Below are 21613 nucleotides of genomic sequence, written 5' to 3'. Positions count from 1 at the left end.
CTTCGTGGAGCCGGACTGCTTGACAAGTATCGAACACGTGTTCGATACTTGTCCGTCTGCTCCTTACTCGCGGGTTACGTAAGGTGTGCTTGACGGCGGCTACTTCGATGGGAGACGCTTTTGGTTCGAATCGGATGACAGGGGGCGATACATGACTACCTTCGGCTACCGGGTCATGGAGCTCTACGTAACCCCGCTCAGGAAGCCTGACGATAGGGTGCCCTTCACTGAGCCGCAGGCCACCACGGGGCTCCGCAGCGCAGTCTTGAAGGTGATCGAAGATGCCAGCAGTGCTGGGCAGAAGGATGACGGAAAGTCGATATACACACGCATATCCGTCGTGAAAGAATCTGGGTGGGGCATTCTTCTGACAGCTCAGGGCGGTGACTACGGCGAAAGGCGCGAGATCTTCGATGTCGAAAGCGGAAACCCCGACGACCCGCCGCGTGAAATAAAGCTGTCTGATGCTGTATTAAAAGACTTTCACATTCTCTTCATTATTCCTCCATACGGGGTGTCGGGCTTGATGATATCGGAGGTGCGAGGGAGGTCGCATCTCACTGCACCCATTTGCGCAATGCTGAACAGTCGACTTAGGCAATACGGAATATGCATCCGGCTTACCTCTGATTTGGTTGATGCGCAGGCGTGGAGTGAATTCTTGAGCGATGAAGGGGTGGGAATTACTGGCGTCGAACTTGTCCAGTCGACTCGCTCTGCGGATAGAACCGCGTTCACGCAAGAAAACGTTAAGAGTGCCAGGCTCCAACTCTCTCTGGTCGATGGATCGGAGGTGAAGCGACGTATATTGTCCGCCGTGCGCGCAATGAGGGATTCAAATAAGCCCCCGAAGTTGGCGGGTATCGTTGGCCTTCGTGGGTTCAAGGATGAAGATTTTGACGAACAGCAAGTCATTACAGTTCATGACGGCCGCCAACGAAAGATAGACGTTACGTCATCATGGCCCCGGTTCACGTATCCAATTGATACCGATGAGCCAATAAGTGCGCGCGAGTTCGTAGAGGCGGTTATTTCGACGGCCAAAATTGCGCTCGATAACCTGAACGTGGATCTTTCCGCCCAGTGGCGTCCGAAGATACTCGACTAGGCAGGGGATATCAAGGTGGGCAAACTAAGCCGATTCAGCCCATGGCCCATCTTTACATACCACGCGACCGCGCTTCGTGGCGTCAACAATAAACCACCGAGCCGTCTGGATAAGTTCGTATTATACGGAGCGCCAGGTGTGGTATTTATCTGTTTCACGGCATTTCGCTTCCAATTGAGCGGTGTTACGCAGCTATTGTCAGCTACATCGCTCTTGGTAGGAGCGATGCTAAGCACCTTCGTATTCTTGGCGAACCTGCGAATAAAGATTAGTGAAAGCGAGGAGTATAAATATCGAACGAGGCTGAAAGAACTTGTCGCCGATTCCGCCGCCGGAGCACTCTACGTTTCATTAATTGCGATGATTCTGGCTCTCTGTCTGGCGGTCCTGGCATCGTGGCCGTGGTTAGCCTTAAATGGTAGATGGCAAGCGGGTGTTTCTTCGGGCATATGCACCGCAATCCTTGTGCATCTCGTAATCTCGTTCTTTGCAGTTCTTCGAAAACTTCTCGGAATATACATCGACCTCTTCGGGGCCGACTTCATGGCGAAACCTGATCCGGACGTCTAGTAGCACGGCTGTCGCTCACTTGACTAGCCATGCGCCGGGGAAATTGTCTCTGATGTTGGGAGCTCGCAGGCCGTGTGTCCTGCGATACATGCGTTGTGCGAGTTGTTGCCGAATTTAGCCATACAGGATCAAGAGCGCCCCGGCGGCGCTTCGCGCCGCCGCCGCGCTGCGACGCGCAGCGCGTACTGATGAGGCGTCGTCCGCGGCGCGTCGAGCGCGTCGGCGCCGCTCGGCCGCCGGGGCGCACGGAGTTCCTGTCTGGTCGCTTCTGCATCAACCGAAGCAGTGCTGGGCACGCCGGAAGCCGTACCCGACTTACCTCCCGCAGCCGAGCACGAATCGGCCGGCACTCTGCCCGGTCCACCGGCTGTGGTCCCGCCGAGGTCCCCGGATACACGAACGACGTCACCGCATCCAGCCGACAGGGCTCGCCGGTCACCAGTTCCTCTCCGGCCGTGGCGGTCTGACTGATCCGAGGGCTATCACGCCACCAGCGGGCATCAAGAGCGCCTACGGCGTCACTGCATGATGGCTGGCGCCACTCTTGACACCCGCCGGAGCCGTGATCGAGACGCCCTCAGTCAGACCACCCCAACCGGAGAGGAACCCGAACGATGATCACCAAGCCCGATACCTGCCAGCTTCGCGGATGCGACAACCCCGCCGCAGTCCCGTTCCTCTACGAGTACCCCACCTACGGAGAGCAGCAGGAGATCCGGTGGCGCTGCCACCGATGCGACGCCCAGATCCGCCGCAACCTCGAGACCATGGCGCGGTACCCGTACTGATCCCGGAGGGGGCCTCGGCCCCCTTCTCCTGGTTGCCGAACTACTGAGCGTCCTTCGGCCGCTTGGCCCTGCTGTGTGGTGGCCTGCATTGTGTTCACGCGCCCCTCCAGCGTCAAGAGCGCCTACGGCGTCAGCTTCGCTGATGGCTTTCGCCACTCTTGACCCCGGAGCCTCTACGCGCGAAAGGCAGGCCTATAAGGGGCAGGCGCAGCCAGCCCGCCTATGAGTGCAATCCACCACCCAGCAGGGCCATCACGTCGGCACGTAGCGCTATGCCGGTTTCTTCCCGATTGCACTGGCGTACAAGCTATCCGCTGTCTTGTTCAGATCATCAGCGAGTGACGGAAGTGCTGCGGGTGTCACGATCGTCACGATCGTGGACGGCGGGTGTCCTGGCGTGAGCTGATACTTCCACAGAACTGTTCCACGATCGATCCTAGATAACCGCTCGGTTCCGTCGTCGTCAAGTTCGCATTTCAGAAGTGGCGCATCGACCACCAGAACCGGTAGTACGACAGCATGCATTGCATCATCACTGCCAAAGTCTTTATGAGCAGCAGCGAGTTGCTCACGAAGCCCGGCTGCTGCTTTGGCGACAGACATCATCGCGCTAAACGCCACATCTTCGTTTTTACTGGCGAATGTTCTTGCCAAAGCGTAGCCAAAGGGGCCATATCCGTCTAATAGGGGAGTGGGGAGCTTTCGGGAATTCGCCTTCCTCACTGCCTTCCACAACCAGGCCTGGTTCGGGACACCGAGGCGTTGCCACCGCATACTAAACAGCGACGGGCTGCTTGTATCATCCGTGAACAGAACCCACGGTTTATCTCGGGAAGACTTACATTCGATGGTCAAGCAGACCTCCACCGATCTTGATTGTCCATCGTCGCGATCCGCCCGAGCATACACGTCGGTCTCTCGCTGCTGGCCCGATTGCACGTCTGTGTAGTACCACCCTAGCGATGCCCAAATTCCCCTGGACTGTAGCTCTCTCGCTGTCCGCATCTCCAGTGGATAGCCCTGGTTCTGCAGCCACTCAGCCACTCGTCCGATCAGTTGGTCGTCGCCCTCCATCATTCTCCTCAGTAGATTGCAACCGAGCGGAGTGCACCGACCTACACTCCTCGAATCGACCCACCGACACTAGCGGTCGCTCGCCGTGACGGCGACTGATTTGCCAGACCTCTACGTCGAACCGGGAATCGGCATGTGGCCGTCGGACAGCTCTTTCAGCCAGTGAGCGACCACGCCGCTAATGAACCGACGAGCCTCCTCCTCTGACATCCGCTTCGATTCCCCTGGAGGCGACCCCTTGAAACGTGCATGTCGAGCCTTGCTCCCAGAGATTGCCTGATGGTTGGCCGAGGCCGTGAAGGCTTGCTCAGTATTCTTTGCGATGCCCCAGCCTCGGGCAGAAAGACTGCCAACTCTGTCCTGGATGATCTCGTAGATCTTGTACAACTCGCCCCAGGAGAGTTCGCCGGATTGGCCCATGATGGTCAGCACTTCCGACACATCCTTGTCGGACGCCATGTCGACGTATACGGGGCCAGGTGGCGATGGCTGAGGAATCTCCTCTCCGTCGGCGTTGCACACCACCGCATCAACGGTCAGTCTGGCGCGACCTCCGAACGATGCCTCCACCGCGACGAATGCATTCTGCCCATCGTCGTATCGTCCGCTCAGTCGAACGGGGCGAAAATCAGGGTTTATCGCGCGGCCGATCCCGTTGATGCGAGTCAAGGCTGTGGTTGCCACCTGCTGAATAGGCGCCGCAGGCGATCGATTATCAAGATCGGGTGATGTCAGAAAATAGCCGTCACCTTCGTGAACGACTCGGGTATCGCCGGTAGGGAAAAGCGCAGCGAGATCCTGCAGATCGAACTCTTCGCCTTCCAACCACGCCTTCACAGTCACAATCCGCAGCTCGATTCCTGTTCGTGAGTCCAGTCAATATGCGCGACACCTTGTGAGCCTATGCCGGGGGGATGCGGTATTTGTAAGATATCACCGTCAGGCCGGCCTCATCGATCTTCCATGGCTGTTTCACTATTGGTGTGCCGCCGTAGGCGATGGTGGCGCCGTTCGTCCGATCCAAAAGGATAGAATGAACTAGAAAGAGCGCATTGTTCGGATGTGCAAGGTGATGCTCCACCTCTGCTCGCGTGAGGAGGATCTGCTCACCCAGGGAAGCGGTTCCTTTGACCTCGACATAGAGCGGATCGTCTTCGAAGCCTTCCAGTGTGGCCAGTAGGTCGTACGACTGCTTGTCGCCGGTGTATTCGACCTTGTAACCAAGCTCCTTGAAGTGTTCGGTCGCCAGCTTGACAGCGTGCTTCTCGATAGCCAGCTTGGCGGGCGTGTCCAGTCGAAAACCTTGGCCGGCGTTCTTCTTGCGGCGCACATTGCCCGCGGCTTGATCCGCGGCGAGTTCGACGTCAGCGACCTCGGGGGGTTCGTCACCTGGCAGGTACACGGTCTGGGCGTCGACCGTGTACAGCTTCTCCAGCAGCCGGCCGATATGCAGCAGATCTTGACGCAACTCGTCTTCGGACGGTAGAGCTCCGGCCTGATACTCGATGCCGTGGACATTGCCGAAGTTATAGGCCCTACCTAACTGGGACCTGCCCGACAGATGGATGTCGGTGAACGTCTTCGGTGCGGCGCCATCGGTGGCCAGCACGGATCGGGCCCATTGCACGCGGCCGGACAACTGTTCCTTCGGCCGGAACACGAAGGTACGGCGCTCGGTGTCCCAAATGGTGGTGCCCTGGTTCAGCGACAGATACAGCTTGTCTCCGGATGCATCGAACAGGTAAACCGCGTACCACCCCTGCCCTGGCTTCGGGCTACGCTCCAGGTCGCAAAACCGGGTCCACGGAGTCTCGGCCGGCGCGCCCTTCCCGTTGCTCCCATCGGCCTGCCAAGCCGGGAACGGCTCCGACAACACATCCCGGATCAGATCCCGAATCTCGACCTCCACCAACGTCCTTCGCCGTCGCATCGCGGGGGCGTTCGGGTCGTTGGTCCGATCAGCTTGCAGTGTCAGTACTTCATTCAGAAGGTCCCCCAAGGGCATGCCGAGCAATCTACACACCTCCACCGACAAGGACCGCGCGTTGCCGAGCAGGGGAACCAAGCTGCCATGAAGTCTCCACGAAGTCCCGACCGGTCCCAGTCGTGCCGGGTCGTGTCATACAGTCTTCCGAGTAGCGCGTGGCCGCCACATCGTCTGCCCCGCAGCGTATTTCGTACTGCACCGGACAGATCCGGTTGTCTGTAGTAGTGCACCGTTCAGCTAGTCGGCAGGTTTCTGGTTCGAGTCCAGATGGGGGAGCAGAAAACGGCCTCTGACCAGCAGTTCATCTTGCCAGGTCGGGGGCCGTATTTATTTCCGGCAAGCAACCCGCTCATGACCGCCCTGTGTACCACCGCGGCGTCGTGATGGACCTAACCGGGTCGCCTGGCCGACGCGCCTGCTGGTCACCGCCGTTCGAAGAACCGTGCTGTGCGTCGCAGCGCGGCACCGCAGGGGCGCTCTCGAGGCGAGCCTGCGGGGGAGAGAATCACCCGGACATGCGCAATCAGCGCGAGAAGTGCGGCGCTCGATGAACTCGAACATGCTGAATTTCGCCCGTCGGGTGCACGCTGCTATGCGGGGGTGGGGCAGCCGGATTCGGGGGAAGTTTGTCGGTCGGTTGCGCTACGGTTCTTTTCGCCGACAATCGACCGGCATCGCCGAGGGGGAGACATGGCAAGACGGCGTCGTCACTCCGACAACGTGGCTCTGCTGTTGATGTTCGGGATTGCCGGGGTTGTGGTTCTGGCCCCGGTGGTGCGATTCGCCAGGGACAACCTTGTGGTCGTTATCGCGGCGGTGGTGGGGGTTGTCGTCGTGGCAGTAATCGCGGCGGTGTTGTGGAAGTCGCGTATCCGGCGGCGTCGGGAACTCGTGGACAAGCGACTACGTGCCGTCTTGCCGTTTCACGATATGAATGACAAGCAGTTCGAGCACGCGCTGGCTTCGCTGTGTCGCGACAGCGGTTGCCGTCAGGTGGAGGTCTCGGGCGGCTCGGGTGACCACGGCGCGGACGTGGTCGCGTCGACTCCGGACGGGCGCAGGTTGATCCTGCAGGCCAAGCGGTACAACATCACACGCAGGGTCGGTGACAAGGAGATGCAGCAACTGGTCGGTGGATTGCTGACCTGGCACCGATTCGACATTGCCGCGCTGGTCGCGACGGCGTCGTTCACCGCGCCCGCTCGCGCTACAGCCGCCCGGAGCGGAATCCGGCTCGTGGACAGCCGTGCGCTGGCCGCATGGAACTCCGGGACCGGTCCTGCTCCCTGGGAATGAGGTCGGGTGGTGGACGCTGTGGCACCGCATGGTCCGGATGCCGCGTGGGTGACCGACCGTGCGCTGAGGTTGTTGGATAGTCCTGACTTCGGCGTGCGTGCGGCCGCGGTCACCGCTCTCGGGCATCTCGCCCGAAACCATCGGGCAATCGCGCGGCCGTCACCCACTGAAGAACGTGTTGGTTCCAGTAGTGCGCCGATTGTCGAACGAGCCCGAGATCGCCGGGCGAGTCGAGGATGCTCTCGACGACATCGTGGTCTTCGTCCGCAGGTCGGCGTAGGAACGGGCTGCGAGCGCCGAAACCAGTGGTTCGCGGGCAGTGACCAGGCTCACGATTCGGTTTCGGCACCTGGTGGGAGCGGCTGCTGAACAGCGGTTTCTGGTAGGCGTGTGCGGTGGGTCGGCCGGAAAATCGGGTGATTTCTGTCGGTGCCGACCGGAATACTGACCCGCGCCCGATGAGTTCGAGCAATCGACGCCGTCTCTACAGCTGTGGCGCCGGGACCCGATCCGGTGACTCGGCACAGGGCCACATGTTCTTGTCAACGACCCATTGCCCCGGAGGTATCCGATGTCCGCCGAATTATCCGCTCCCGCCTCGGGAGGGCGGACACCGACCGTCATCCGGGTGCTGGTACTCGCGACTTTCGTCGTGATCCTGAACGAGACCATCATGATCAACGCGATTCCGCGGTTGATGGAAGACCTCGCGATCACCGACCGGGCGGCGCAGTGGGTGTCGACGGCGTTCATGCTGACGATGGCGGCGGTCATCCCGACCACCGGCTGGTTCCTGCAGCGTGTGTCCACCCGGCACGCTTACGCCGCCGCGATGGGCGTCTTCCTGGCCGGTACCGCGCTGTCGGCGGTCGCCCCGTCGTTCGCGGTGCTGCTGCTCGGGCGAGTCGTTCAGGCGTTCGGCACCGCGGTGATGATGCCGCTGTTGATGACCACGCTGATGACGGTGGTGCCCGAACAGGACCGGGGCCGGGTGATGGGCAACGTCACCTTGGCTATTTCGGTCGCGCCCGCGATGGGTCCGGTGATCTCCGGAGCGGTGCTGCAAATCGGTTCGTGGCGTTGGCTTTTCGTGCTGGTGCTGCCGATCGCCGGGATCATCGCCTGGCTGGGTCTGCGTCAGCTGGAGAACGTCGGTGAACCGCAAGCCGGGCAGATCGACGTGTCCAGCGTGGCACTGGCGGCGCTCGGGTTCGGTGGGCTGGTGTTCGGGCTCAGCCGGTTCGAGAGTGGCAACCTCACCGGCCCCGCGCTGATCGTCGCCGCAGGCTCGGCGCTGATCGCTGCGTTCGTGTGGCGTCAGCTGCGCCTGCAGCGCACCGGCACGCCGCTGCTGGATCTGCGGGTCCTGCTGTCGGGCACCTACGCCAAGGCGCTGATCCTGATGTCGGTGGCGTTCATGGCGATGCTCGGATCGATGATCCTGCTGCCGTTGTATCTGCAGAACCTGCGTGGTCTGAGCCCCTTGGCCACCGGCTTGCTGGTGATGCCGGGCGGATTGGCGATGGGGCTGCTCGGACCGACGGTCGGCCGCCTGTTCGACCGGCTCGGCGGGCGCCTGCTGGTGATTCCGGGCTCGATCGGCATCGCCGCGTCGCTGGCCGGGTTCACTCAGATCTCGATGACCATGCCGTACTGGCAGCTGCTGGCCCTGCACATTCTGCTGATGGTGTCGCTCGCGGCGGCGTTCACCCCGGTGTTCACCCTCGGTCTCGGAGCGTTGCCGCAGCAGCTGTACTCGCACGGCAGCTCCATGCTCGGCACCTTGCAGCAGGTCGCCGCGGCGTTCGGTACCGCACTGGTGGTGACGGTGATGTCGGCGCACGCCACCACCCGCGCCGCGGAAGGCGCGGATCTCGTCACCGCCCATCTCGACGGCATGCGCCTGGCCTTCCTCGTCTCGGCGGCTCTGGCGTTGCTCGTGATCGTCATGGCCGTGCTGTTGCCGGGCCGGGCCGCCGCCCCGGCGGAAGCCGAGGAATTCGAGACCGCGACTCCCGAACTCGCCAAGCACTGAGCGAATCCGGCACGGCGAAGCCCTGGCAGCATCGACTGCCAGGGCTTCGCCGTATGCGGCAGGGACCGGGTAGGTACCCGTGCGCGGCCGCCTCTCAATCGTTGATGATCGTGACTATCCGGTAGCCGATGATCAGGGCGGTCAGCACCGCGGGGATCGCGGCCACGCTGGGGGTGACGATCGCTCGCGCGAGATCGCGAGCCGGACGGCCGGAAACGGGGGTCATGTCGAACGGAAGCAATCCGGTCGCTGCCGGGTCTCGCAACTGCTGGGCGACGGAGGCGAACAGCTGACGGTACCGGCGTTCGAGGCTCAGGTAGTACCCGTCGAGACCCCAGAAGATCCAGGTAGGCGCCAAAGCCAGCAGTATCAGGCCCGATCCCTGCCGAGCCTGCGCGGTGAGCAGCGCGAAGATCACCGAGACCAGAGTCACCGACCATCCGCGCACCGTGAACGACTGCTGACTCAACCGCGCGATGATGGATTGCAACATCTCGAGGTGCTTGACTCGATGATCCGTATCCATTCCGTCCCCAATTCTCGTCCGGCGGAGAGCAATTCAGTATTCCGGTCCGCGTCGCCAGGGTACGGCAGCAGGAGCGGGACGGCCGCGACGGACAAATCAGGGCATCGACGCATCGGCTGAGCGGGCATTGTCCGACAACGAATTCGCGTACCGCGAGAAGCGGTGGACGGTAGACTCTCGGCAACAAGGGGTGTGGTAGCCGGTCGGCCCCGGCTCGAAGGGGCAGTTGCAGATTCGTCGGAGTATCTCGTCGTGGACGAGACGCCCCGGCAGGCAACGGATCCGAGGTAATGATGGCAGGTGCTGAATTCGGTCCGGAGCTGCGCAGACGCCGAGTCGAGCAGAAGATGACCCTGGGGACGCTCGCCGGACGCGTGCACTACAGCACGAGCCACCTGAGCAGAATAGAGAACGGGCACAAGTCGCCCTCCGTGGCGCTGGCGCGCATCTGCGATACGGTCCTGTCCGCCGGCGGTGATCTGCTGATGCTCGCTCCGCCGGAAGCGCAACCGGATGGCGATCCGGAGATCGATGACGACATCCGTTCGGAGGCCGAGTGGATCGTCCGATTGCAGGTGGATGGTTCCGGTGCATTCCACCTCGGGGAGTCGCACGCGCCGCCGGTGACCGCGTTCCCTCCGGTGCTCACCGGCTCCGCCGTCGTCTTGCCCGGTCTGAGCGCGATGTTCGAGCAGACGAGACAACTCGGCCGGACCAGCAGCCCGAGCATCGTGCTGCCGATGGTCGTCACTCAAACGCATGCCGCGGTCGCCTCGGCGCGGCACAGCACCGGCGAGCAACGTCAGCGACTGCTGCTGCACGCCGCGCGTACCGCGGAGTTCGCCGGATGGATGGCGCAAGAGTGCGGTGACGAGCGGGGCGCCTTGTGGTGGACCGATCAGGCGGTCCTGCACGCCTCTACCGTCAGTGACGAACACATGACCAGCTACGCGCTCGTCCGCCGGGCGGTGCTGAGCCTGTATCGCGGCGATTCGTCCGCGACGACCGGCCTCACCGAACAAGTGCTCGCCGACCACGCCGTCCATCCTCGGATCCGCTGGCTGGCCGCGCTCGGAGCCGCACAGGGGTACGCCATCGGCTTGGACGATTCGAGTTCGATGCGAGCGCTGGACAAGGCCGCGAATCTTTACGACGCGGCACACCGCACCGGGGACAACGCGCTGGGGCCGTCAGCGCTGCATGAACGGCCTGTGCTCATCGAGGCCTGGTGCCACTACGACCTCGGCAACCTCCGGGAGGCCGCCGCTCTGTTCGATCGAGCGTTGTCGCAGAACTTCGAGCAGTCGGACCGTGACCGTGCTCGGTTCGGCACCCGCCGCGCATTGGTGTACGCCGCGCTCGGTGAGCTGGACCGAGCGTGCGCACTGATCGAGCCATTGCTCGACATCATCAGTGCGGTCGACTCGATGACCATCCGCGCCGATCTGCGCGAGTTCGCTCGCACGATCGGACGCTACCGCGGGCACTCCGCGCTGCACGACATCCAACCGGCTCTCATGTCCGCCCTGTCGAGGCGTTGAACGACTGGTTGTCCGTTGCCGTTCGCAGCGGCAACGGACAACCACTGTTGCCGGTCGGCTGCCCGCTGGATGCTGGAGAGCGAGCCGTAGTTCGCGGCCTGGAAATCCTGAGCCACCGGCGCGGGCGATATCGCGCTGGGCGGCAGTGTCTTCGGGATCGGATACGTCGGGGGCGACCATGAGACGACAACGCCGCTTCGATGCGTCGCGGCGACGAGGGAAGGAATAGGCCGACCTACACTGAGACATCGACACGTGGCTCCGCGTGAGGTCGACTGCCGAGCACCGGTGGCGGGAAGTCGACCGAAATAGGGAAATAAACCAACCAGAATCTTTCGCGGCGCGGTCGTTTGCTGCACCCGGTCGGGTATATGACCGAACGTTTGCTGTTCCGGTCGCCCGGATCCGGGTTCGAGTGCAGACTTATATTCGAAAACCGTGGTGTTTCGGTCGAGGACGAGATTTGTGACCGCGAGGCATCCGGAAGGATGTCACGCGAGGGGTGCAACGAACTGGTCGGTTTAATTCCTGTCTCCGCTATCCCACATCATAAATCTTCACCATCGCGCCGTGCTGCGCTGATAACCGTCCTCGAGGAGTGCCCCAGTTGACGGAGATATTCTTGAACTACCGCATCGTCGACAGCGTCTACGCCGTCAACGAGATATCGAAGCAGATGGCCCACCATCTCGGCAGGGCGCGCGTCTTCCGGGACGAGGATTCCCTGGCCTTGGGCGTGTTGTACGCACGCCGGATACGCCGGGCGCTCCAGGAGTGCGACACGATGGTGTCGGTGATCGGCCCGCATTGGCTCGAGGCGCGCGACGCACGCGGACGTCGTCGGATCGACAACCCTCGCGACTGGGTGCGGCTGGAGTTGCGCACCGCGTTCGAACGCGGGATACGTGTGGTTCCCGTGGTGCTGGACGACACGCCGCTGCCGAGCCCGGAGCAGCTTCCGAATGACATTCGCGCCCTTTCCGGTTCGCAATACTGGCGTATTCGCTACCGGACGCTCGAAGAAGACGTCCGCGGCCTACTCGGGCGGCTCGCCCCGCAGGTCGAGAGCCGGCCTGACGATCGGCAGCGGGCAGCCGCGCCGGGTACGCAGAACAACCAGGTCAACGTTGCGAGTGAAGGCGGCATCGTGAACGCCAATCAGAACGGGACCCAGCGCATCAGGCTGGACGGCCCCGGCAGGAGATGAAAATGCACCCTTCGCCGGGATCGAACAACAATCCCAATGCGAACAATCAAGTCAACATGGCCAACAACGGCGGCAGCATCTTCGCCAACAATGGTGGCCGACAGCGGATTAGCATCAACCACGGCCCGCGGCGGCGCCTCTGGACCTGGTATGTGCTGGCGGGGATGTTGCTCCTCGACGTCGCGTACTTCTTCTACGGCCAGTCCGCCTATACGGGCAACGCCGGGAACTCCGGTGATCTGTCGCGTGCGTTGATCTTTTTCACGCTGTTCGTCGGAACCGTTGCCCTGTTGCGGGTCTGTCTGCGCGACCTGTTCGGACGGCGGTAGGCGTCCACGACCCCGGCCGGTCGGATCGCTGTCGTCCTCCGACCGGATTCGTCGTTGTCACGAATCCTTCTCTGTTGTCCACCGGTTCATCTCGCGAGACACGTTTCGGCTGGTCTCGCCGCGAAGCCGAGGTGAAGAACTGTGGAATACGCGCCGAGTTCCCGTGGAATCGGCAGCGTGTCTTCGAGTAGCTCGAAAACAATATCGAAGTGTTGTAAAGGAAAAATTCATGAGTGTCGCGTTCGACCACAGGAACGACCCGCTGCCCGCCGCGCTGGGGGCGCGGGAGCGTCCGGCGCTGAGCAGTCGGGAGATCGAGGTGCTGCTGGCGTGGATCGCGTCGGACTCCAAACTGGAAGTCAGTCGGCGCCTATACATCTCGCTGGGAACGGTCAATACCCATCTGGCCCGGATCAGGGACAAGTACGCCGCGGTCGGCCGGCCCGCGCCGACGAAGGCCGCCCTCGTTGCCCGCGCATTGCAGGATGGGCTGATCGACATCGAGGACCTCTGACCATCGAAGGTCCCGGGCTGTCGCGGTTGGACGGTCCGGACGACGCTGCGACGCCGAAGGTGCGGGCGACTCGACGGGCCCGGAGCTGTCCCTCGCGGACCGCGTCGACCGAGGCTGCCGGGACGGCGGGACCGTTCGCGCCCGCCCGGGATCCGGGTGTGGATGTTCGGGTACGACGCCGCTGACGCCGGTCGGGATTCTGCCGGGAAATGCATGGACTCGGCAAGATATTGCTCGATACGCGTCGAAGTCGGCGATATATGACTCCTCGCTGGCGCCTTCCGCCGAGTAGCTCAGCGGTAACATTATCGGAAGTATGATCGGCGACGGGACGTGAACGTTCGCATCGCCGCCGGGGTGATGAGGTATATATTGTGCTCGTAAGCGCCTACAGAAATGCTCCATTACGGCATCGAATTCTGAAGGGCTACGTAATCGTCGCAGACGATATCGACGAAATGCATCGAAAGTTGCAACGGTCATCCAGCGCGTTGTCCGGTTCTGGCGGGGGGTTCCCGCGAGTGTGTTTCAATGCGAACCGGCCCGGCTGTCTGTGGATCGATACCGGGCCGGTCTGGATCAGCGATCCCGCGCAGCGCGCCGCGCTCGTCGGCGCCTTGGCCGACGTCGTGTCCGCCGCCGCGGAACAGGTGCGACAGGCCGGTGGGACGCTGTTGCCGTCGGGCATCTCCTGGGGCGGCCCGCCGCATCGTCGGCTGTGCGAGGACGGGCATTCCGTCGAAGTCGCCGATGACCTGCAGCGGGAGATTCTCAGCAACCTGATCCGGCGCTACGTCCCCGAACTCGTCGCGCTCAGTGGGCGCGCGCTGTTCGTCGCGGGCCGCGTCAACGGACGTGGTTCGCTGCGCCTGGCGGAATCGAAAGACCAAGTCTCCACCCGCTATATCGCCTCCGCGTCCGTCCGGCACCTGCGGCGGGTCGAGCAGGCGTTGCGCCGCGACGACCGCGTATCGGGCTTCGCTGTGATGGATGTGAATCCGGTCGGTGACACGGAACTGGAGATCCCGAATGTCAGCGTTCGATGCCTCGATGCGCAGATCTTCCCGAGTTCGGCCGTCGCGCAGGCGGTCGTGCTGCAAGCACTCGCGGTACGTGCGCGGATGATGGAGCGCGACGGTCGGCGTATGCCCGCCGTCCCGCAACGGATGCTCGACAGGAATCGATCGAACGCCATCGCCAGGGGCATGGGCGGGGAGTTCGAGCGTGAGGCGGACGACCCGCGGAAGGCACGGGAACAGGCGACCGTTCGCCGCTCGGCGGCCGAGTCGGTGTCCGATCTGCTCGACGACCTCGATGCCGAACTGCGCGCGATGCAGATCGAGCCGCGCGAGATCCTGCCCTTGCTCTCCGCTCCGGAACTCGCGAAGCTGCATCCGGAATACGCCCAGACCGAGAATGACTTGCTGGCCGTCTGGAGCAGGCAGCACGCATTCGGAGTCGAGCAGATCGCGGCACTGCTGCGGGATCGGGCGACGCTCGCGGACGACCAGCTGACCAGGCACAACAGGCGGGTCGCTCCGGGCAGCCTGGGAACCTTGGAGGCGGCCTGGCGAACCAAGCTGACGGCCCGGCCGCGACGTTCGACGCCGAACGGGCGCAAGGGGCCGGCTCGCCCCGCTCGTCAGCGCCGGTCGGACGACGAGATCATTCGCGAGTTGGACCAGTTGACCGAGCAGCGTGACATGGATGAACGGCTGCGCGCTCTGCTGGCTGGTCGCCCGCCGCGCAATCTGGCTCCGGCGCTGTCGCGCCTCGGTCGCAGCAAGGAGATTCGCCGCGTGCTGCGGCAGCCGAACGCCACGGTGCTCGAACTGAGCGCGCCGGAGGAACTCGGCGATGGCGTACCGGACGAGCTGGGCAGTCGGTTGTCGCAGAACAAGCGGGTTTGCGTGCGTCTCGATGTGGCCGAGGCAGAACGGAAATCCGCGGTGGACGCGCTGATGGATCTGGCACGCAGACTGCCGAGGGGAGCGTGTGCCGGATTGATCACCAACCAAACCTACGCACGCAAAACCGATCGCCGCGCCAGCGTCGAGATGATCATCCTGGGCTCCACCGAAGGGGCGCAGTCGTGAATCAGCCCGTCAATGTCGTGCTGGATATCCGGCAGACGAGCAATCCGCCCACTGACGCGGCCGAGTTGCGGGCGCTGTGGACGCAGATCGAACAGCATCTGAACGGCGCCGGCCTTCGCGACGCCGAGAAGGTCGTTGTCCCGCTGGGGGACAACCGGACATGCGTTCTGTGGATACAGGATCGGCTTCGCGCTCCGGAGCGGGTCGACGACACCACGGCCTTCTCCATCCGGGGTGTCCTGGAGCCCGCCATGGTCCGGCACAAGTGCACGACCTGCTCGGCGGAAGGCAAGGTCACCTACGGGCCCTTCCTGTGCACCGGGTGCGGCCAAGGGGATCGGCTGGGACGTGTGTGCGACGAGCACGCCGTCGTCATCGAGGGTCGGATGACCGCGACCTGTGCGCGCCACCGGCCCAGCTGCGCGTGCGGTGCCGCGGCCACGTTCTGGTGCAACGGGGAGATATGCCGGGGACGCAACGCGTTCTGCGACCGGCACCGGGTCGGGCACCCCGGCGGCGCCGACACGTCGTACTGCCTCGATTGCTATCGAAAAGAATTCCCGGAATGCGCGGGCCCGGGATGCAATTCGACCGGAAGCATCGCTTGCGAGTTCGTCGTCGATGGCAAGCGCGCGACTTGCGGAAACGCGGCATGCGCCAGGCACGCGTATCGCTGGCAGATCTTCGGGCCACATAAACGAGGGCTCGGGCTGTGCCCGGATCACGCGCGGCGGCTGAAGTCGCTGGAGGACCGCCAGATCGTCTTCCAGATCGTGGCGGGAACCGCGAATCGGCGGCGCGGTCAGCGCTCCGAGGCCAGGCGCACATATATCGGGCTGCCCCGGTTGACGATCGTCCGGCATATCTTCATCAATTCTCGTTCACGCAAGCTGGACATGATCTCCATCGACCGGATGTTCGGTGAGTTGCAGCACGACAGCCGCACCGACAATGCTGTCCGCCGTCTGTTGCAGGAGCACGAGAAGATACGCAAACAGGACGTGGCCGTTTTCGAAGGAGACGAGGAACGCGGCCGCGAACTCTTCGACAAACTCACCGCTTGGTTGCGGGCACGCGGCCGCGCCGAGGTGGCGAACCACATCAGCTTCGCGGACTATCGGCCTCGGTCCAACCTGCTGTTCGTCGACGTCGAGCCGGAATACATGGGCAGATTCATCGGACGCGGCGGCGCGGAGAAGCGAGCGGCGTCGAACGACCTGGGGGTCAGGGTCGAAGTGGAGCGGAAATGACATCGACCGAATGGGACAGCAGGCGGCACACGTTGCAGGTCGCCAAGGGAAATGGGCTGGTCACCGCGAATATCGTCGCCGTCAGCGCCGAGGATCGTCAGGGTACGTCCGGCCGGGTCGAGACCGCCCGGGTCGGCCTCTTCGAGGTGGGCGCCGACTCGTCGCGGCAGGCGGCGGTGCGGATCATCGCCTCGCCTTCGGTCGCGGAGGGATCCGTCGTCGTCAGCACTGATCTGGTGGATGAGCTGCGGCTGGGCGTGATCGACGAGCACGGTTGGCGCTTGAGCGCGATGGCGTGCGATCCGGCTGCGCGGATCGTCCTGGAACCGCTCACCGAGAACCGTCTGGACGAGGTCTGCCAGCAGTTGCGGAACGCGAAGGACATCGTGGGCCAGCAAGTCCATCTCGGCGGAGGTGACTCGTGGGTATACGCCGACGGGGAGTCCTTCCGGGTACGCCAGGTCTTCGACCGCTCCGGGCGGGAGCGGACGGACCTGTGCTACATCGACGCCGAGACCGAAATGGACGTGTTCCTGGCCGGCAATCGCAACGGGGTCGACATCGTGATCCTCGCCGATTGCAGCGGTTCGATGAGCTGGGACGACATCGAGGACCGCGCCGACGTCGTCCGCCTCGGATCGCGCCGGAGATCCGCCTACATATCGCGGATGGATGCCCTGAAGCGTTCGCTCATGGATATGGTCGAGATCCGCAGGCACGTGACCGGGCGGGTGGCCCGTATCGCGCTGGTGAAGTTCACCACCACGTCGATGTGCGTCTTCCCTAGGTCGGGCTCGATGGCCGAGATCCAGGGCCCCGACGACGAGCGGACACTGCGGGACTTCCAGGGCGCCATCGGCCTGCTGCGGCCGGAGAACGCGGCAACCGACATCGGACAGGCCCTGCATTTCGCGTCCGACCTGCTGCACCGCCACGGTGTGCCGGGTAACGACCGATTGATAGTTCTGGTCAGTGACGGGGCCGACTGGAAAGAGAAGGGCGAGGAAACCGCGGGCGAGGCCGTGGTCGCGATCGCCGATCCAGTCTCGCTGATGGAGGAACTGCACGAATTCCTGAGCATCAACCTCCATGCCGTCGGGATCGGCGATCGCGACACGTTCATGCGCTGGTGGCAGACGAATCGTCCACCGGGCGAGCGCGATCCGCATATCAGTGTGATCCCGAACCACGCGTTGCTGCGGGAACTGGTGCGGGTGGGTGGTGGCGATCCGAGCCGGACCGGCGGGGTAGACGTACTGCACAGCTATTTCGCGGATCTGGGCACCGGTGTCGCACATCACGTCGGCAAACCGTCCGGTCCCGGCGGCGCCAGGCTGCAGTCGACGATCGACACGCTTCATCCCGCGGGTCGCCGCGTCGACCGCGAAGTGCGGCGGAAACTCGGGGATCTCTCCGAGGAGTTGCTGGAATTGCGGACCCAGTTGAACGACCTCTCGCGCCGCTGCGGTGAGAGCGATCTGTTCGGCCACGTGCATCACGGCAAACTGCTCGATCTCGGCCGTCCGCTGCACGGTGCGCGCGATTTCACGTCATGGATCCTGGATTGTCATCACGCGTTCGGTGAGACGTTGGACCGGCGGCTCAAGGGCGAGCAGCCCAAGGAGCCCAAGGAGCGGTACGGCATCGACGGCGTCTACGACACGATCCGGGATTGGCGGATGGACGCGGTCCGGCGGTTCCGCAACAGCGACGGGCACGCGTTGATCGCGAGTCGCGATGCCGAATTGCTCGGTGCGGTCTGCCTCAAGTTGACCGGACGGAAGGTCCTCGCCGACGACGACGCCGAGTCGTGGACGAAGTTGCAGGTCGGTTTGCTGGCCGGTGTCGTCGAGGTGCTGCGAGAGGTGAAGATCGTGCTCGAGAACGCACCGCTGTCTCCGCGCGCCGAGCAGTATGCCGACGCGTTCTCCATCGAAGGCTACTAGGCCCGTGACCACTGGACTCAGGAGAAATCGTGGCCGCTGACGTGTTCGCGTGCCTGATCTTTCGGGTGCGTTGGAAGGCCGATCGAATGCCATCGGCTTGTGGCTGGTTCCCCGGCCCGCTCCCGGTGCCGATCCCGAGTGCCGGTGCCGCGGTCGGCCGTGGGGGCGAAGCGGTGGTCGCCGACCGAACCGCTCGGACCGCGTACTTCTCGGCTCGCGTGCACGACGCGCTGTACGGCGCGGTGGACTCGGTGGCGGCCACCGGCCGTTGGCACAGACGGCCGACCGGTGAGCCGCCGGACCGGCGGGGTGCGATCGTCCACGGCTGGGAATTGCTGTTGGGCGAAGAAGGCGGTTACGCCGTCGCGCACGTGGAGCTGTCGAAGCAGCCGGTCGACGTGTTGTCCGAACTCACCGAGGTGCGAGGGGAGGGCCGCCGATGGTTGTCCAGCCTTGTCGACGTCGTATCGTTCGAGTCCGGGAGGCCTCGCGTCGTCACCCACCTCTGCTGGACGAACGATCCGATGCCGGAGCCGATTTCCGATCCGGCGGCACTCGGTTCCTGGTCCACGTTGCAGCGATGGCAGTGGTTTCTGGCGTCTGGCACGTCGGTGGCGGACGGCCTGCCCGACCCCGGCGATCCCCGGATCTTCGCTGACGTCGTCCATCTGTCGGGGGATTGGCGCGCGTTGATTCTGCGCGACGGCGTGACCTACACGGCACTGACATCGACCGACGCCACCGAATTCCACCCCGTCGCACGCGCTTACGTGCGGTCGATCCATGTGGACGCCGTTCTGCTCGGCTCACTGCAACTGAACGCCTTGCACCGCATCGCGGATCGGATCGCGGACATCCGGGTCGACCGCACCGGCGCGGGGCCGGTCGAGTCGCTGGAAGCCGAGATCCTCGACACCCGCGCGAAGCTGTGGTGGAACAACATCTCCGAGCGTGGGGCGCAAGTCGCGGACGTGCTGCGCGCCTTCCAGAACCAGCATCGGATGACCGACCTCTACGCGCAGGTCGTGGCGGACCTGGACGACATCTCCCGGTATCTGCAAGCCCGTCGCGCTCGACTGGAAGACGAGGCGATCGCCGAAGCGCAGGCACGCAGGCGCCGCAGCGAGGAGCGTCATCGGGTGTCCGAGGACCGCGATCGCCGCAATCAGACCACCATCGCTGTCATCTCGTTTCTGCTCCTACCCTTCGCCGTCACCTTCAGCGGCGCCGCTGTGCTCACAGATCCGAGCGCGCGCGCATTCGCTTGGAGCATCGCCGTGGCCATCGGGCTGTCTCTGGTCCTCGTCACCGTTTCCGCCCTGCGTGACCGGTGACGTGAGAAAAGGGCGTTGTCGGACTCATCGCATTTCTGGTGCCGGCCGAGTACGGTCACGTCATTGTTTCCTATACCGGTGGTATCGGCCTGCTCGCGCCGGCGATCGGGTATCTCACGAATAGCGACATCGTGATGGGGATCGGTGGTATCGGTATAGCCGTCGCAGTCGCGGTGCTGATTCTCGTCGGATGGCTCGACCTGTGACGATCGGCGGCGCGTGCGAAAAATTGTCGGCGCCGAACGTGTTTGTCGGTTGAACGGCCGACAGTGAATTCTCGTAGGAAAAGGTAGCATTGGCACGCCCGGGTGGCAGGTGAAAGGGAGTGGCACCGAATGAGTGAACCGAAGGCGACGATTCTTCCGGTGTATTTCGTCGCGGACGAATCGTATTCGATGGTCGACGACGTAGCGGATCTGAACACGGGCCTGACCAGCCTGCTCGACACCTTGCAGGGTGAATCCATGGCCGCGGCGAAGGTACGTTTCTGCGTGCTGGGGTTCTCCGACACCGCGGTCTGCTACCTGGAGCCCACCGATCTGCGGCATCTGGACGCCATGCCGGAACTGCGGGCTCGTGGTTCGACGTCGTTCGCGGCGGCATTCGCCGAATTGACCGATCGGATACCGCGCGATATCACCGCGCTGAAATCCGACGGCTATCTGGTGAACCGGCCTGCGGTGTTCTTCCTCACCGACGGCGCGCCGAATCCGGGAGACGGCTGGGAGAGCGAACACGCGCGTTTGACAAGTTTCGCGGCGCGTCCCAACATTCTCGCGTTCGGCATCCGGCAGGCCGACGCCAACGTTATCAGGCGGGTCGCCACGAACCCGAAGTACGCGTTCATCACCGCCGCTGGGACCGACACAGGCGTCGCGATCTCGAAATTCATCACCGCGCTGACGCAATCGGTGATCAATTCGGGCCAGGCGTTGGCGACGGGCCAGGCGACGCTTCAGGTGGAGAAGCCGGACAACTTCGTCTCGCTCGCGGTGGACACGGTGTGATGCGCTTTCTGAGCAAGCGAGACAAGCACGTGCCGGACGACTCCTCGCCGGCGGACACGATTGATGTCGCGAATCCGGAACCGGCAACCGAGCAAAGCGCCTCGGCCCTACCCAGCCGGTTGTCGAGCGCGCCGATCGTCGTCGGTGCTCCCACACCGGCGTTCGAGCCGAAAGCCGTCGGCGACGAATACGGCAGAACGCCGTACCGCGCGGACACCATGATCGACGGATGGTCGCGCGGCCCCTTCACGATCCGCGCGGCATCGGTGCGCGGATACCTGCACCGGTACAACGGTGCTCCGCGCCAGGACGATTTCGCCGTCACCGCCGCGCCGGATCGGGAGCGACTGATCGTGGCCGTAGCCGACGGAGTGTCGGCGGCGCGGCATTCGCACATCGGCTCGACCACCGCCGTGCGCTACGCCACGCAGTGGCTGGAAGAGCAGCCCGCGCAGGAGCTCGGCGACATCGGCTGGCACTCGCTGTTCCAGAGCACCGCGTGGATGTTGACCGAGCGGGCGGCTGCCGTCCTGTCGCTGCCGCAAGCGGATGCCGAGCAAGCCGAGCAGGCGCTGGCGACCACACTGACGTGTGTGGTGTGCGAGCAGCACGCCGACGGCGGGTTGTCGGCGACCCTGGCCGGGGTCGGTGACTCCGGTGTGTGGTTGCTCTCGGGCGCGAGTTTCATTCCGGTGCTCGGCGGTAAGCCGGCTTCCGGCTCCGGGTTGACGTCATCCGCGGTGAGCGGGCTGCCGAGGGTTCCGAACGAAGTCGAGCCCATCTCGGTGATCGTCGAGCCGGGTCAGGTGCTGCTGGTGGGGACCGACGGATTCGGGGATCCGCTCGGGAGCGGCGACGGCGAAGTCGGCGCGTTGTTCGCCTCGGTGCTCGCCGGTCGAGTGCCGTCGCAGCTGGAATTCGCGCACGCCCTGGATTTCTCGCGGGAGACCTTCGACGACGACCGCACATTGGTGGCCATCTGGCCGAGGGAGAACTGACGGGACG

20 protein-coding genes are annotated in these 21613 nt (G+C 63.8%); 16 read left to right on the top strand and 4 right to left on the bottom strand.

What is annotated here, in order from left to right; translation table 11 throughout:
• Window positions 1-151 precede the first annotated feature (151 nt).
• From ACGF7Y_RS18670 to ACGF7Y_RS18660, 3 genes are all read left to right on the top strand, one after another.
• Window positions 152-1108, top strand: a complete 957-nt coding sequence (locus ACGF7Y_RS18670; protein ID WP_393235322.1) for a hypothetical protein — start codon at window positions 152-154, stop codon at window positions 1106-1108.
• Between the two features lie 225 nt (window positions 1109-1333).
• The gene (locus ACGF7Y_RS18665; protein WP_393235319.1) at window positions 1334-1678 is read left to right on the top strand and encodes a hypothetical protein; all 345 of its coding nucleotides are present in this window, start codon (window positions 1334-1336) and stop codon (window positions 1676-1678) included.
• 614 nt (window positions 1679-2292) lie between these two features.
• The gene (locus tag ACGF7Y_RS18660) at window positions 2293-2466 is read left to right on the top strand and encodes a hypothetical protein (protein ID WP_393235316.1); all 174 of its coding nucleotides are present in this window, start codon (window positions 2293-2295) and stop codon (window positions 2464-2466) included.
• A gap of 270 nt (window positions 2467-2736) precedes the next feature.
• Here the strand turns inward: ACGF7Y_RS18660 and ACGF7Y_RS18655 are convergent, their stop codons facing one another.
• The 3 genes from ACGF7Y_RS18655 to ACGF7Y_RS18645 all read right to left on the bottom strand — a co-directional run bounded on the left by ACGF7Y_RS18655 (window position 2737) and on the right by ACGF7Y_RS18645 (window position 5545).
• Window positions 2737-3321, bottom strand: coding sequence for a hypothetical protein (locus ACGF7Y_RS18655; protein WP_393235314.1), 585 nt, complete (start codon window positions 3319-3321; stop codon window positions 2737-2739).
• A 330-nt stretch (window positions 3322-3651) separates the two neighbouring features.
• On the bottom strand, window positions 3652-4377 hold the full coding sequence (locus ACGF7Y_RS18650; RefSeq protein ID WP_393235311.1) for a hypothetical protein: 726 nt from the start codon (window positions 4375-4377) through the stop codon (window positions 3652-3654).
• Between the two features lie 64 nt (window positions 4378-4441).
• Window positions 4442-5545 carry an MrcB family domain-containing protein gene (locus ACGF7Y_RS18645; RefSeq protein ID WP_393235308.1) on the bottom strand — a complete coding sequence of 368 codons (1104 nt, stop codon included), beginning with the start codon at window positions 5543-5545 and terminating at the stop codon, window positions 4442-4444.
• Between the two features lie 672 nt (window positions 5546-6217).
• Here ACGF7Y_RS18645 and ACGF7Y_RS18640 point away from each other — a divergent pair.
• Both ACGF7Y_RS18640 and ACGF7Y_RS18635 read left to right on the top strand, forming a co-directional pair.
• Complete coding sequence (locus ACGF7Y_RS18640; RefSeq protein WP_393235305.1) at window positions 6218-6823, top strand: restriction endonuclease; 606 nt, start codon at window positions 6218-6220, stop codon at window positions 6821-6823.
• 571 nt (window positions 6824-7394) lie between these two features.
• Window positions 7395-8858: an MDR family MFS transporter gene (locus ACGF7Y_RS18635; protein WP_393235302.1), complete on the top strand. Its 1464-nt coding sequence runs from the start codon at window positions 7395-7397 to the stop codon at window positions 8856-8858.
• Between the two features lie 94 nt (window positions 8859-8952).
• Here the strand turns inward: ACGF7Y_RS18635 and ACGF7Y_RS18630 are convergent, their stop codons facing one another.
• Window positions 8953-9351, bottom strand: a complete 399-nt coding sequence (locus tag ACGF7Y_RS18630) for a hypothetical protein (RefSeq protein ID WP_393235299.1) — start codon at window positions 9349-9351, stop codon at window positions 8953-8955.
• A 323-nt stretch (window positions 9352-9674) separates the two neighbouring features.
• Here ACGF7Y_RS18630 and ACGF7Y_RS18625 point away from each other — a divergent pair, with 323 nt between their 5' ends.
• From ACGF7Y_RS18625 to ACGF7Y_RS18575, 11 genes are all read left to right on the top strand, one after another.
• Entirely contained in the window at window positions 9675-10925 is a 1251-nt protein-coding gene (locus tag ACGF7Y_RS18625; protein WP_393235295.1) for a helix-turn-helix domain-containing protein, read from the top strand.
• Between the two features lie 607 nt (window positions 10926-11532).
• The gene (locus tag ACGF7Y_RS18620; protein WP_393235292.1) at window positions 11533-12132 is read left to right on the top strand and encodes a toll/interleukin-1 receptor domain-containing protein; all 600 of its coding nucleotides are present in this window, start codon (window positions 11533-11535) and stop codon (window positions 12130-12132) included.
• Between the two features lie 2 nt (window positions 12133-12134).
• Window positions 12135-12461, top strand: a complete 327-nt coding sequence (locus tag ACGF7Y_RS18615) for a hypothetical protein (RefSeq protein ID WP_393235289.1) — start codon at window positions 12135-12137, stop codon at window positions 12459-12461.
• A 229-nt stretch (window positions 12462-12690) separates the two neighbouring features.
• The gene (locus ACGF7Y_RS18610; RefSeq protein WP_393235287.1) at window positions 12691-12975 is read left to right on the top strand and encodes a LuxR C-terminal-related transcriptional regulator; all 285 of its coding nucleotides are present in this window, start codon (window positions 12691-12693) and stop codon (window positions 12973-12975) included.
• Window positions 12976-13496: 521 nt separating this feature from the next.
• Window positions 13497-15071, top strand: coding sequence for a hypothetical protein (locus ACGF7Y_RS18605; RefSeq protein ID WP_393235284.1), 1575 nt, complete (start codon window positions 13497-13499; stop codon window positions 15069-15071).
• Entirely contained in the window at window positions 15068-16321 is a 1254-nt protein-coding gene (locus ACGF7Y_RS18600; RefSeq protein WP_393235280.1) for a KH domain-containing protein, read from the top strand. The genes ACGF7Y_RS18605 and ACGF7Y_RS18600 overlap by 4 nt, the downstream gene beginning before the upstream one ends.
• Complete coding sequence (locus ACGF7Y_RS18595) at window positions 16318-18267, top strand: vWA domain-containing protein (RefSeq protein ID WP_393235277.1); 1950 nt, start codon at window positions 16318-16320, stop codon at window positions 18265-18267. Before ACGF7Y_RS18600 ends, ACGF7Y_RS18595 begins: the two co-directional genes overlap by 4 nt.
• Window positions 18268-18296: 29 nt before the next feature.
• Window positions 18297-19601, top strand: a complete 1305-nt coding sequence (locus tag ACGF7Y_RS18590) for a hypothetical protein (protein WP_393235274.1) — start codon at window positions 18297-18299, stop codon at window positions 19599-19601.
• 38 nt (window positions 19602-19639) lie between these two features.
• The gene (locus ACGF7Y_RS18585; RefSeq protein WP_393235271.1) at window positions 19640-19807 is read left to right on the top strand and encodes a hypothetical protein; all 168 of its coding nucleotides are present in this window, start codon (window positions 19640-19642) and stop codon (window positions 19805-19807) included.
• A gap of 129 nt (window positions 19808-19936) precedes the next feature.
• Window positions 19937-20608: a hypothetical protein gene (locus ACGF7Y_RS18580; protein ID WP_393235268.1), complete on the top strand. Its 672-nt coding sequence runs from the start codon at window positions 19937-19939 to the stop codon at window positions 20606-20608.
• A complete protein-coding gene (locus tag ACGF7Y_RS18575) occupies window positions 20608-21606 on the top strand; it encodes a protein phosphatase 2C domain-containing protein (protein WP_393235740.1) in 999 nt (332 codons plus the stop codon). The genes ACGF7Y_RS18580 and ACGF7Y_RS18575 overlap by 1 nt, the downstream gene beginning before the upstream one ends.
• Window positions 21607-21613 lie beyond the last annotated feature (7 nt).

It is taken from the genome of Nocardia sp. NPDC047654 (genome assembly GCF_043205035.1).
Lineage (GTDB): Bacteria > Actinomycetota > Actinomycetes > Mycobacteriales > Mycobacteriaceae > Nocardia.
Note: the sequence above shows the minus strand (reverse complement) of the source record. Positions and strands in the feature narration are given on the sequence as shown.